Here is a 12,402-nt window from a genome sequence, read left to right on the forward strand (position 1 = left end):
TGGTAACATGCGAGGGCGTAAATATAACCCTTTTACAGATGCCGCTGTAAATGAGGGCAGAGAATAACGCAGGCTACACCTTTTTACTGCCCCAGCAGCAACCTTAATTTTTTATTAAACTCATTCACTTTCGCACCCAGTGGCTCAAAGAACTCCGCATCAAACTTTTCCACTATTTTAATGGCCTGTTTCGTTGTTTTTATACCTGTTTCGGTGAGTACAACTGTTTTGGCTCTTGTATCTGTGGCGTGTTCCTTTCGTTCCAGCAATCCTTTTGTTTGCAAGGTGCGAAGTACCGTGGAGGTAGTCATGGGATCTATTTTGGAATGGGCGGAAAGCAGTATTTGCGTAACCGGCTCTTGCTGTTGCGATAACCACATAATGCTGGCCAGCAAAACAAATTGCGAATGGGTAAGGTCATATTTTTCAAGTGCCTTTCTGATTTCTCTCTGCCAAAGACTTGTTACCTGCCACAATAAGAAACCCGGACTTTCCTCTGCCGCTTCAAAACTAAATGCATTTTCATCTTTTTTCATGACCCTATCATTTTTGCAAAAATAAGATTAAAGTCCTTTTCCCGATCTCAAAAAAGCGGGTGTGGAAAGGATAACCCCATAAATCCACCAGCCCCGCCCCGCATGCTCCTTTGAAACAACAACGACCCAATATTTTGTAGTACTCATCATTTATAATTTACTGGCAAACGTTACCTGGTTCTGCATGTCTTCAGGTAAACCGTCTACAATTTCCTGTGCTACAATCTTCCTCCATAAAAATCCTAATACGCCGGAAACGGTCATGGTAACGGTGATCTTTAAGCCGGCTGCTGTTTCTTCAAACGTATGATCACCATACATTTTAGCTAACGGGAAATGGGTCAGGTCTGTAAATCTTTTGTTCTCTATTGTTTCCAATATTTTAATCTTCACTTTGGGGCCTTTCTTTGGCTTTAGCAGGAAATGGTTACCCTTTTTAAATTCGCCGTCTATCCTGGCGTATTCGATGCCCTTATCCCAGGTATGCCAGCTGTTAACATCTGCAAACAGCTTCCACATTTGTTCTTTGGTAACTTCTTTTGTTACGATGGTGTGAGATTTTGACCACATAGTATTGTTGTTTTACAGTTAGTAGTTATATTATAAGTGTAAATATAATAAGTATACTTAGTGTATCAAAATAAATTTTCAGAAAGATTTAAGGAAACGACCAGATGCGCTCAGGAGGGCTATGTAAAGACGCTATTGCTTTGTCATTTAAGATTTTATACGCTGGTTGCTGCAACCGATATGACCTACAATATTTCCAGCTCCTCACGCGATGGTAACTTCGGAAATGCTTGATGGGGCTCGCTTTGATACCAGTACACCACAGAGGAAATATCCGATTGCTGTTTCAGGTAACGGCCACCGGAGCGCCATCCCAGATCCTGAATAGTAACTTTGAGATCCTTGTCGAAACGCACGGGGTCCATAATATGCCAGCGATACATTCCAAAACGTTGCCTCGCTTTATAAGTGCCATCCGGACCAATCACCTGGTGCAAACCCGTATAAGGTGTACAGAAGGGGGTGTACTTACCACCGCGGTCAAAATTGTAGGAGCCGCAAAAATAATCTTCTGTACCTGTGCCGCAAATGGTAGGGAACTTCGTATCTCCATCCATAAAAAATTTGATTTCACCTTCTCCCCACCAGCCGTTATTATTTACACCCATTGCTATATATGTACCCACGTATTGCCCTTTGCCACGGACATTGTCCAGCAGCACGTAATCGGAAGTAGTATTGGGTTTCGACTGCCGGAACTGTGCATGAAAATAGGCGGCATCATCAGGTACCTGCGTGAGCGTATAGTCTACCTGGTAGTATAACGTCATCTGTTCTGTGTTGATATTCTCCATAGTAATGCTGCATTTCTTACGGAAAGGCATCATCCAGTAGCAGTTAAAGGCGCTACCCGGATTAACGGTAACAGGCAATGAATTCAAGGGTGCATATTCATTCCAGCCCATGCCAAAGAAATCGCCGGCAGGACATTCAACAGAAGGTGTTGTTTCATCATCCCAGTAAATACGCAGAATAGAATAACGCCATACGCCGGTGGGTGTCATCCAGATATGCTGAATGGCGCCGGCGCCGCTGATTTCCGCCATGGTAAAGGTTTGACCAGGCTTTATAATAACAAAGGGATTTACTTTCCAGCCCTGACCCAGGTCCCTGGCGGCATTAGAGGCATTGGCAGTATTAGGTGCCGCATTTTGTTGTGGTACAGCCATGCCACCCTTACCTTTTTCACCGGTAATATTCTCCGGACTGACAGATCGCGTCTGCGCATCAGATAAGCGGTACAGGTTACCAAGATGCATGTCAAGGCCATTAAAGGAACCGGCCTTTTGTGCACGTAAGTGCAGGGCACAGCCCAGGAGCAGCAATAAAAATGGAATCTTTCGCATACTATAACGTGGTTTAAGCAGGAAAGAAAGATAATAGATTAATGTTAAAGATCATAGCTGTCTTTCTCCCGATTAGGCTGATTATACTGATTACCCTGATTTTATAATCAAAATAAAATCAGGATAATCAGTATAATCAGCCTAATCGGGAGAAAGACAAAAACTATTCTTCTGCGTGCCGTCGCAAAACCCCACCAATCACCGACTTCAATGTTTTAAACTCCTCAGCAGTAAATCCCATGCTGCACTGTATCTGATTCGGAATATCTGCTGCCTGTATTTTTAGTTGCGATCCCTGTTCGGTTAAATGAATATTCACAATACGTTCATCTTCTTTACTGCGTACCCGCTTAATCATCTTTTTACTTTCCAGTCTTTTCAGCAATGGGGTTAAAGTGCCGGAGTCCAGCCGTAATTCCTTCCCCAGTGCTTTTACAGACAAGGTCTGGTGTTCCCATAATAATAGCATTACCAGGTATTGCGGGTAGGTAAGATCCAGCTCGTTGAGCAATGGCAGGTAGTGTGATGTGACCAGTCTTGACAATGCATAAATAGGAAAGCAAAGCTGGTTGGATAACTTTAGTTGTTTCAATTGTAAAAATTTAACAACACGAAATTAAGCTAATGTTTCCAGTAATATTTTCGCTACTTCTTCAGAGGAGGCTGGATTCTGGCCAGTGATCAACAATCCGTCCTTTAATGCATAAGGTTGCCAGTCCGGGCCTTTGCTATAAATGCCGCCTTCTTTTTTTAATTCATCTTCTAACAGGAACGGCACAACGTTCGTTAACTGTACTGCTTCTTCTTCCGTATTACTGAAACCGGTTACTTCTTTGCCTTTTACCAGCGGTTCGCCATTGGGGCCTTTCACTTTAATCAATGCACCCGGTGCATGACATACAAAGGCGACAGGTTTGTGTTGTTTGTAAAAAGTTTCAATGAGTGCAATAGAGCTGGGGTCGTTGGCTAAGTCCCACAGCGGGCCATGACCACCGGGATAAAACACGGCATCATAATCTGCAGCGTTCACTTCGTTCAGTTTCGCTGTATTAGCCAGTTTTTTCTTTAAAGTGTCGTCCTGATCAAACCTTTTGGTGGCCGCTGTTTGAAAGTCCGGCAGTTCACTTTTCGGATCAATAGGTGGTTGTCCGCCTTTAGGAGAAGCAATGGTTACTTCCGCACCCGCGTCTGCCAGTACATAATAAGGTGCTGCAAATTCTTCAATCCAGAAGCCGGTCTTGTGACCAGTATTACCTAACTCACTATGTGAGGTCAGTACAATCAATACTTTCATGAGATCAAAATTTAAATAAGTGTTAATTCAACTTCAATATTACCTCGTGTAGCATTAGAGTAGGGGCATACCTGGTGTGCTTTTTCCATCAATTGCTGCGCTACCGTTCTGTCTGTATCCGGAATAGCTACATCTAACTTTACAGATAACCCATAACCGCCGGTATTGTTCTTACCAAGACTAACCTCCGCCGCAACGGTAGTGGTGCCTGTCTGAATTTTAGCGGTCCTGATAACCAGGTTGAGTGCGCTGTCAAAACAAGCCGCATAGCCTGCTGCAAACAATTGTTCCGGGTTGCTGTAAGTGCCGCCGCTGCCGCCTAATTCCTTTGGCATTCTTACTTCCAGGTCTAATGCGCCATCTGAGGATTTTACGTGTCCGCTTCTGCCACCGGTAGCGGTTGCATGTGCCGTGTATAATTTTTCTATGGATGTCATGATGTTTGTTTTATATTTATTTTGTAAAATTAGATTGTGTACAATTTAATTCCAAATTTATTTTTGAAAGAACCCTGTTGCGTATATTTTATCCCGAGATATAAAAAAATATGGCCGTTAAATAAATATTCTTTTACTTTGCGTCATATTGACGTAAACAAATGATAAACCCTTCACTATCCAAAAGAATTGTTATTCCAATTTATAATTCCTGTACGCTGGTGGAAAAGAAAGATGACATGAATAGAAATAGTCAAAGCATTTTCAGGCATTGTATTCGTGGTATATAATACATCTGAAAAGCAGGACACCTTTAATATTTTCAAAGATAAATTTCAACAAAGTGATGTATAATAATGAATGGCTGATAACAAAATATACAGCCAAAGAAAAAATTAAATTCATCTTTTTCTGGGGCCACCAGCCTTCAGCAGATGGAAGCATTACACAAAGCTGTTTTAGCCAGTGGATGCCATCCGCTTTTGAAAAGAACGGCGTTGTTTATAAAACCGCGGAGCACTGGATGATGGCGGGTAAAGCACAATTATTCAATGACAATGTAACGCTGGAAAAAATACTCCTGGCTAATTCACCGGATGAAGCAAAAAAGCTGGGACGACAAGTGAAAAATTTTGATCCTGCCATCTGGGACGCACATAAGTTTGAACTGGTGGTAGCTGGCAATCTGCTCAAGTTTTCACAACACCCCGCCTTAAAAGATTTTTTATTAAATACACATCAACGTGTGCTGGTAGAAGCCAGTCCAATGGATCGCATCTGGGGTATTGGTATGTCAGCTGCTGACGAACACGTGGAAAACCCTTTACAGTGGCGCGGAGAGAACCTGCTTGGTTACGCGTTAATGGTGGTAAGGGATCAATTAAAATAATATGAACGAGGCCCAAGTATAGATTTTATAGGTAATATAATTCCCGGGATCATGCTTTGGTTATTGTCCGGGAGAGATATTACATTTGTAATATTCTATCATTCATAAGCCTATTATGACTAAAAAACTTTATCACCACATTGATAAAACAATCCTGAAAGGATTACCCAATCCGTCGAAAGAAAAATATGAGATGAAGATAAAGGTGCCTGAGTTTACCTTCCTGGGCATGCAGGAGCAACCGGATTTTGCTAAACTGTACATCACTTTTTATCCTAAAAACAAGATCATCGAACTAAAATCGCTCAAACATTATGTATATCATCTGCGTGATATCATTGTGTCTTACGAGCGCCTTATCAATATCGTTTATGATCACATGATGGAAACCTACGAGGCAGACCGTTTGCGCATTACGCTCATCTGTAATCCCAGAGGTGGTATCAGTTCCAAGCTGGTAATTGACTCCGACTGGAAAGACAGAGGTGGCACCGAACGTTTTAAAGATTACCCGGAACGTGATGATGAATGGGGTATTCTGATGTAATCATAAATCTGTACTTTTAAATAAAAAATCATGTCAATTACTTCAGAAGCAGAATTGCAGGGGATGAAAAGAATCAGTGAGGTAGTAGCTATCACCCTGAAGGAAATGAGAAACTATGCAAAACCAGGTATGACCGCAAAAGAAGTAGATGATTTTGGCGGTGATATCTTAAACAGGCTAGGCGCAAAGTCAGCTCCAAGGCTCACTTACGGCTTTCCCGGGTGGACCTGCATCAGCGTTAATAAAGAAATTGCACATGGTATTCCTTCTGCCACAAAGGTTTTGCAGGAAGGTGACCTGGTGAATATAGATGTGTCTGCAGAACTGGATGGCTTTTGGTCAGACAACGGCGGCTCTTTTGTGTTGGGAAAGGATATTCATCAACATCAGCCACTGGTCAACGCTTCCAAAGCAATACTTTATAAGGCAATACACCACATTAAAGGAGGCGTGAAGGTATCTGATATAGGCCGGTTAATAGAAACGGAAGCAAAAAAATCAGGTTATCGCGTGATCCGTAACCTGGCTGGTCATGGTGTTGGCAGAAGTTTGCATGAAGCGCCGGATGATATTCTTAATTGCTACGTACGCTTTAACAACACCCGTTTTAAAAAGAATACGGTGGTAGCCATAGAAACATTTATTGCCACTGAGTCTTCTTTCGCCAATGAAGGAAAGGATGGATGGACGCTCATTGGCAACAATGGCGGCTTTGTAGCGCAACACGAACATACCATTGTGGTAACAGAAGGCAAACCTGTTATATTGACGGCTGCCAACGATATATGGAATTAATTATTCCTGCAGTTGCAGTATACCATCCCGGAAACCGCTACCCGCGAACATTACGGCCGTTGAACTATTCCTTTCCAGTAACCGCCGGATTGTAAATCAATACCTGCAAGCCTTTGGACGTAGTAACAGCGTCGATGCCTGAATTAGGATTTTATTTAATTGTGGGCGTTAAATTAATGAATGGGTACGGATTAACATAAAGATTGGTAAATTTGCCGCCTTATGTCTTTATATACAACAAAGGGAACCGTTACAATCACCTGTAACAAGCGTTTAACACCCTTCCTGGAGCAGGAAGTGAAAGAACTGGGATTTACTGTAGAAGAAACCTTCGTTACTGGTGTGCGCCTGAATGCTACGCTGAATGAATGTATCCGCCTTAACCTCAACCTTCGCTGCGCCAGCCAGGTATTGTACAGCCTGAAACAATTTGAGGCCCTTGATGCCGATGAAATCTACAGCAACCTGAATACCTATCCATGGGAAACAGTGCTGCCGGATAATGGCTATTTTTCTATTACCAGCAACGTGCAGAACGAAACGATCAACAATGGCATGTTTGCCAACCTCCGTGTGAAAGATGCGGTGGTAGACCGTTTACGTGAAAAAACTGGCACCCGTCCTTCTTCAGGTGCAGAACTCACCGGTGCGGTAATTCACCTTTTCTGGAAAAATGAAAATGCAGAAATATTTGTAGATACTTCCGGCGACTCCCTCGCCAGACACGGTTATCGCAAGATACCAGGTCGCGCCCCCATGCTGGAAGCGCTGGTATCGGCTACTATCCTGGCGTCTAAGTGGGACAGGAAATCGCCTTTCATCAACCCGATGTGTGGTTCCGGTACAGTAGCCATAGAAGCGGCGCTGATAGCCACCAACAGCCGCCCGGGCCTTTTCAGGGACAACTACGCCTTCATGCACCTTCGTGGTTTTGATGAAGCGGTATACCTTGAGGAAAGAGGACGATTGGAGAAACAGATCATAGAAGTGCCTGAACTGCGCATCCTTGCTACAGATCTCAGCGACATGGCCATCGTAAATGCACGTAAGAATGCCAAAGCCGCCGGGGTGGAAGATATGATTGAGTTCAGGGTATGCGACTTTGCCGACACAGAAGTGCCGGAAGGCGCTGCCGGCGTAGTATACATGAACCCGGAATACGGTTTGCGTCTGGGAGAAATAGAAGCGTTGGAAGAAACCTATGGCCGCATAGGCGATTTCATGAAACAAAAATGTGGTGGTTACTTTGGATATGTTTTCACCGGAAACCTGGAACTGGCAAAGAAAATAGGTCTTAAAGCCAAACGCAGGATAGAATTCTATAACAGTACGATCGATTGCCGCCTGCTGGAATATGAACTGTATGCAGGTACCCGTGATGTGAGAAAGCTGGCTTAAAAATAAATCGCTTCAGGGATCTCAGGTCCCTGAAGCACTGTCATATTCCTTCTGCATCTTCCTGATGATAACAGATAAGAACATGAAAAACGCTGCCCTGAAAAGAACAGCGTTACTATACCATAAATTGATGGTTATACTACTTCGCTAACATTGATAGGTCTGGAAAAACTTTCTTCCAGAGAAATGATTGTTTCGGTGCGCTCAATGCCTTTGATATGTTGCAGATCGTCCTGCAAAATTTTACGTAACTCACCACTATCTTTACAGATAATTTCTGCAAACATACTATAGGAACCCGTTGTATAGTTTAATCGTACTATCTGCGGGATCTTTAATAATTGTTTGGCAACGTTTTCGTACAAAGAACTTTTTTCGAGATAAATGCCTATGAAGGCCAGTACATCGTAGCCAATAGCACGCAGATTTACCTGCAACCGCGTACCTTTTATCACACCCATTTCATGCAACTTTTTAATACGTACATGGATGGTTCCGCCGGATACAAATAATTTCTTTCCCAGCTCAGCATAGGAGATACCTGCATCGGTTGACATTTCTGAGATGATCTGTAAGTCTAATTTGTCAATATTTAAAGAGTGGCTCATTTTCGCAATGCGATTTAGAATATTTTCTAAAAATAGGTATTATTTTGAAATAATCGCAAAATTATCTCTTTAAATAAATTTAATAACAAGCTGAGCAGCAAAATCTATGCTTCCCGCTATCCTTATCATGACTAATAGTGACCATGGAGAACGTATCTTTAGCATTACCGCAAACAACTATCAGTGATGTATACACGCCGTGGTACTGATAAAATTATATCCCTGTGATAGGGTAAAACGCTAATTAAATAACCCATGAAAGCTACCGCTACCAGCAGAACAGCACAGTACATGGCGCTGTTTCGGGCATTGGAAACAACCCGCTCACACAAAAAAAGGCTCTTCACAGATAAGTATGCCACCTCTTTTCTGGACAATGGACTCAAGGCTGCGGTATGGCTTTGCATGATCCCCGGATGGAGATCTATAGCTGAAAGTATTATCAGGAAAAAGATTCCGGGGGCATTGTCTTCCGGCATCGCACGTACAAAATATATTGATGAATTGTTGCAGCAATCTGTTAGCAATGGTGCACAGCAGGTATTGATCCTTGGCGCCGGCTTTGATACCCGCGGATTACGGTTACCTTTTTTGAAAACAGTACCGGTAATTGAAATTGATCATCCCAATACTTCCCGGTTTAAACTCGCTAAACTCGGTTCATTGAAAACACAGGCAGGAATTCATTATTATCAGATAGATTTTAATGAGCAAAGTCTGGATCAGCTGGGGGCTTTGCATCATTTCGATTATTCGTTGCAAACGGCTATCATTTGGGAAGGAGTTACCAATTACCTGCATAAAGAAGCCATCGATAATACGTTTACCTTCTTACAACAGTTCGCTCCCGGATCTGCAGTGATCTTCACTTATGTGCATGAGGAAGTGCTGGAAAATCCTGCTGTTTTTTATGGCGGTGAAAAATTATTGCAGGATGTGTCGGAGCTGGAAGAGAAATGGACTTTCGGGTTTAATCCGGCTGCATTAAAGGATTATTTGCAGCGATATAATTTTACACTGTTGGAAGATTTAGGTGCGATGGAGTATCGCAACAAGTATATGCCCGAAAGAACGGAAAAGGGTTATGAGTTTTACAGGGTGGCTTATGCACGGAGAAATCAGGCTGCACGTGCATAGGTGATCATATTGTGTTGTGCTGTTTTTACCCATGCTTTTTCCGGATTCCAAAAATAGATATGCCACCAGGTATTCCATTCTTCTGCGATAGATAAACCACTTAAAATAGTAATAAGGCTTATCCATATTTTACTGTGCAGGATGAAGGCAGGCAAAGGAATGAGGAGGGTGATAAAACTAATCATGGTATCGGCCAGTCTTTCGCGGATATCGTGATGCCGGATATTGTTAAAGGGAAACAGATCTGCCCTGTTGGTAGCCTGGTAGTAGATCAGGTGTAATGCAGTGAGGATAAGGGTGATATTGAACATGTGCATCTATTTTTCTGTAAAAATAAACGGCACAGGTATGTATGAAAATCATTAAAAGAGGAAGCACATAGTTCTTTCGGTAAAAGCATTTTTTCTTTCGGTAAATAAGGAATTATAGTCTTCTGTCCAGTATAGCATTTCTTTGTTTGGCTTCAGCCTCATGGTCTATCATAGATTCACCGGTTTCGCAATAATGTTTAAGCATGCCCAGGTGCCTGGCCCAATGAAAGCTGCAAAGACCAAAATTGGGTGTTTGCGCGGCCCAGCCGCCATGGCGGAAGTCGAGGATAACCACCCCACTTTCAGAATGCTGCTCAAAGCTGATATAGGTGCCTTTCCATTCAGAGAGGGGACTGTGTTTATTGGTTATTTCAGAAACACATTCCCACTCTACCCGCAGCAGTGGCCTCAGATCAGTGATCAGCATTTTGTTGATACCATGTCTGCCTATATCAAATTCATTTATAAAACCCAATTCAGGTTTAGCGATGATGGCCGGTTCCCACCATTTGTTAAAACCATCCTGTTCGGTTATAGCGGCATATAATCTATCGGGAGTGGTATTCATCCATACCTGGTGATATATCGTTTCCATGACAACACATTTTAGACATAATCAGGAAGTATTTACTCCTGGCAAATACGCTGGGAATAAGCATCTCTAATTTACGAAATTATCACCGGCTATTCCTGATACCGGTAAATAACAGGGAGTAAAAACAGTCAGTTGCTCAGACATTAATATGCAAGAGCAGTATATGATGCAGCAGTTGGCAGAGGTCGGCGAACTTCGTCGGTTTGGTAATAAAATCACTGGCGCCCATTTTTTTGGCCGCACTGATTTCCCGGGGTTCGTTGCTGGTGGAGTAAATGATGACAGGTATACGTTTAAGGGCATCAATCTCTTTGATCTTTCCCAGAAAAGTAAGGCCATTCATCATCGGCATGTTCATATCTAAAAAAATCAGATCAGGAGCACATGCCCTTGTGGTAAGCTGATCCAGTGCATCCTGGCCATTGGAGGCAGTTACACATGATACTGCTCGCTTAATTTCTGTGAGGGCAAGTTTAAATAATTCCTGATCATCAGGATCGTCATCCACCAGTAACAGCGTTGTTATTTCCTGGTCGTTTTTAGTATCCATAAAAGGATGTGCTAGGTTGCAAATGTACACTTTATTATCAACTGCGGAGATTAGGATGTTTTAATAGATGTTATAACGGATAAAGAGCCGGTCAGCACGGCTATACGTTAAACTTTTTTAACAGCACATTGTTGAGGATACATATGTCTTGCAACTATTACTCACTGTCAGATTTCACTAAAACATATCTTATGCATGTAATCATCTCCCGCGTAAACACACACCGGATATCATTTTTGTTATTGGTATTGATGGCGTTGTTATTGGTCAACTGCGGCACTACCGTACACATGACGGGCACCTGGAAAGCGCCTGCAGTAGCCTCACAGGGTTATCACGAGATACTGGTAACTTCTTTGTCGCCCAATGTAGGAGCAAGGCAAACCATTGAAACACAACTGGCAGCTTCCTTAAAAAAGAACGGATTAATTGCAGGAAGAAGCCTGGATATATTTCCACCGGGATTTAATCCTGAAACCTCAAAAGAAGTATCAGAAAAGAAAATATTGGCGGCAGGCTATAAGGCAGTGTTAACGGTTTCTCTCATCAATAAGGAATCTGAAAGACGTTATGTACCAGGTTCAGTGATGTACGCGCCGTATCCGGCCTATGGCTGGTATGGCAACTTCTGGGGATACTATGGTTATATGTACGGCTCCGTTTATACCCCCGGTTATTACACCACAGATAAAACCTACTTCCTCGAAAGTAATCTCTATGACCTGACACAGGAAGATAAATTGGTATGGTCAGGACAATCAGAAACATATAACCCCAATAGCCTGGAATCATTTGCAGTGGCTTATGCCAAAACAGTTACCAAGGCATTGAAAGATGCAGGATTAATAAGATAGTAGCAATTAGCTTTTAGTAGTTAGCTTTTAGAAAATGCAGCGAAGAACAAATTATTAAAACGTTTATCTTCGCTGCATTTTCTAAAAGCTAACTGCTAACATAAATCAGATTTTTTATGGAGATGACACAGCCCGATCCGGAGATGCTGCAACAACTGGTAGTGATGAAGATGCCCTTTGGCAAATATAAAGACGTGGTGCTGTGTGATTTGCCGGTGAGCTACCTGGAATGGTTTCAGCGCAAAGGCTTTCCTAAAGGTAAACTGGGTGCACTCCTGGAAACAATGCTGGTCATTAAGATGAATGGCCTTACACAATTATTAAATCCATTAAAGAAAAGAGGGTAGTATAAAGCCTGCGGTTTTAGTCTTTCTCCCGATTAAACTGATTACACTGATTTTATTTTTTTGATTATAAGACATTGTTGTCCGGGTAAAATCGACATAAAATACCCTGCATCACTTTGTGAGTAAGTGATACAGAAGAAAAAAACATTGTAATAAAATCGGGGGAGCTCCCCCCGATTTTATTATGG

17 protein-coding genes are annotated in these 12,402 nt (G+C 42.4%); 7 read left to right on the plus strand and 10 right to left on the minus strand.

What is annotated here, in order from left to right; all coding sequences use genetic code 11:
- Positions 1–83: 83 nt before the first annotated feature.
- The 6 genes from CLV51_RS26955 to CLV51_RS26980 form a co-directional block, all read right to left on the minus strand.
- Entirely contained in the window at positions 84–536 is a 453-nt protein-coding gene (locus CLV51_RS26955) for a MarR family winged helix-turn-helix transcriptional regulator (protein ID WP_106531221.1), read from the minus strand.
- A gap of 150 nt (positions 537–686) precedes the next feature.
- Complete coding sequence (locus CLV51_RS26960) at positions 687–1,106, minus strand: SRPBCC family protein (protein WP_106531222.1); 420 nt, start codon at positions 1,104–1,106, stop codon at positions 687–689.
- A gap of 185 nt (positions 1,107–1,291) precedes the next feature.
- Positions 1,292–2,452, minus strand: a complete 1,161-nt coding sequence (locus tag CLV51_RS26965) for a glycoside hydrolase family 172 protein (RefSeq protein WP_106531223.1) — start codon at positions 2,450–2,452, stop codon at positions 1,292–1,294.
- Between the two features lie 163 nt (positions 2,453–2,615).
- A complete protein-coding gene (locus tag CLV51_RS26970; protein ID WP_106531224.1) occupies positions 2,616–3,044 on the minus strand; it encodes a MarR family winged helix-turn-helix transcriptional regulator in 429 nt (142 codons plus the stop codon).
- 24 nt (positions 3,045–3,068) lie between these two features.
- Positions 3,069–3,746: a type 1 glutamine amidotransferase domain-containing protein gene (locus CLV51_RS26975; protein ID WP_106531225.1), complete on the minus strand. Its 678-nt coding sequence runs from the start codon at positions 3,744–3,746 to the stop codon at positions 3,069–3,071.
- 11 nt (positions 3,747–3,757) lie between these two features.
- On the minus strand, positions 3,758–4,183 hold the full coding sequence (locus tag CLV51_RS26980) for an organic hydroperoxide resistance protein (RefSeq protein ID WP_211302134.1): 426 nt from the start codon (positions 4,181–4,183) through the stop codon (positions 3,758–3,760).
- Positions 4,184–4,529: 346 nt separating this feature from the next.
- Here CLV51_RS26980 and CLV51_RS26985 point away from each other — a divergent pair, with 346 nt between their 5' ends.
- From CLV51_RS26985 to CLV51_RS27000, 4 genes are all read left to right on the plus strand, one after another.
- Positions 4,530–5,072 carry a riboflavin biosynthesis intermediates N-glycosidase gene (locus CLV51_RS26985; protein WP_106531226.1) on the plus strand — a complete coding sequence of 181 codons (543 nt, stop codon included), beginning with the start codon at positions 4,530–4,532 and terminating at the stop codon, positions 5,070–5,072.
- 115 nt (positions 5,073–5,187) lie between these two features.
- Complete coding sequence (locus tag CLV51_RS26990; RefSeq protein ID WP_106531227.1) at positions 5,188–5,619, plus strand: preQ(1) synthase; 432 nt, start codon at positions 5,188–5,190, stop codon at positions 5,617–5,619.
- Between the two features lie 30 nt (positions 5,620–5,649).
- Positions 5,650–6,414, plus strand: coding sequence for a type I methionyl aminopeptidase (gene map / locus CLV51_RS26995; protein ID WP_106531228.1), 765 nt, complete (start codon positions 5,650–5,652; stop codon positions 6,412–6,414).
- Positions 6,415–6,636: 222 nt separating this feature from the next.
- Entirely contained in the window at positions 6,637–7,812 is a 1,176-nt protein-coding gene (locus CLV51_RS27000) for a THUMP domain-containing class I SAM-dependent RNA methyltransferase (RefSeq protein WP_106531229.1), read from the plus strand.
- A gap of 134 nt (positions 7,813–7,946) precedes the next feature.
- On the opposite strand, the gene CLV51_RS27005 is transcribed toward CLV51_RS27000, so the two are convergent.
- The gene (locus CLV51_RS27005; protein WP_106531230.1) at positions 7,947–8,420 is read right to left on the minus strand and encodes an Lrp/AsnC ligand binding domain-containing protein; all 474 of its coding nucleotides are present in this window, start codon (positions 8,418–8,420) and stop codon (positions 7,947–7,949) included.
- Between the two features lie 255 nt (positions 8,421–8,675).
- Here CLV51_RS27005 and CLV51_RS27010 point away from each other — a divergent pair, with 255 nt between their 5' ends.
- A complete protein-coding gene (locus tag CLV51_RS27010; RefSeq protein WP_106531231.1) occupies positions 8,676–9,557 on the plus strand; it encodes a class I SAM-dependent methyltransferase in 882 nt (293 codons plus the stop codon).
- Here the strand turns inward: CLV51_RS27010 and CLV51_RS27015 are convergent.
- The 3 genes from CLV51_RS27015 to CLV51_RS27025 all read right to left on the minus strand — a co-directional run bounded on the left by CLV51_RS27015 (position 9,539) and on the right by CLV51_RS27025 (position 11,013).
- A complete protein-coding gene (locus CLV51_RS27015) occupies positions 9,539–9,868 on the minus strand; it encodes a hypothetical protein (protein WP_106531232.1) in 330 nt (109 codons plus the stop codon). The two genes, CLV51_RS27010 and CLV51_RS27015, sit on opposite strands and share 19 nt — an antisense overlap.
- A gap of 112 nt (positions 9,869–9,980) precedes the next feature.
- Positions 9,981–10,463, minus strand: a complete 483-nt coding sequence (locus CLV51_RS27020) for an SRPBCC family protein (protein ID WP_106531233.1) — start codon at positions 10,461–10,463, stop codon at positions 9,981–9,983.
- Between the two features lie 136 nt (positions 10,464–10,599).
- Positions 10,600–11,013 (minus strand): response regulator, encoded by a 414-nt coding sequence (locus tag CLV51_RS27025; RefSeq protein WP_106531234.1) that lies wholly within the window; start codon positions 11,011–11,013, stop codon positions 10,600–10,602.
- Positions 11,014–11,204: 191 nt separating this feature from the next.
- On the opposite strand from CLV51_RS27025, the gene CLV51_RS27030 reads away from it, so the two are divergent.
- Together CLV51_RS27030 and CLV51_RS27035 are read left to right on the plus strand one after the other, a co-directional pair.
- Complete coding sequence (locus tag CLV51_RS27030; RefSeq protein WP_106531235.1) at positions 11,205–11,867, plus strand: DUF4136 domain-containing protein; 663 nt, start codon at positions 11,205–11,207, stop codon at positions 11,865–11,867.
- Between the two features lie 116 nt (positions 11,868–11,983).
- On the plus strand, positions 11,984–12,214 hold the full coding sequence (locus tag CLV51_RS27035; RefSeq protein WP_211302136.1) for a DUF3820 family protein: 231 nt from the start codon (positions 11,984–11,986) through the stop codon (positions 12,212–12,214).
- The last annotated feature ends 188 nt before the right edge of the window (positions 12,215–12,402 follow it).

Origin of the sequence: Chitinophaga niastensis (genome assembly GCF_003014755.1) — a bacterium.
GTDB classification, from domain to species: domain Bacteria; phylum Bacteroidota; class Bacteroidia; order Chitinophagales; family Chitinophagaceae; genus Chitinophaga; species Chitinophaga niastensis.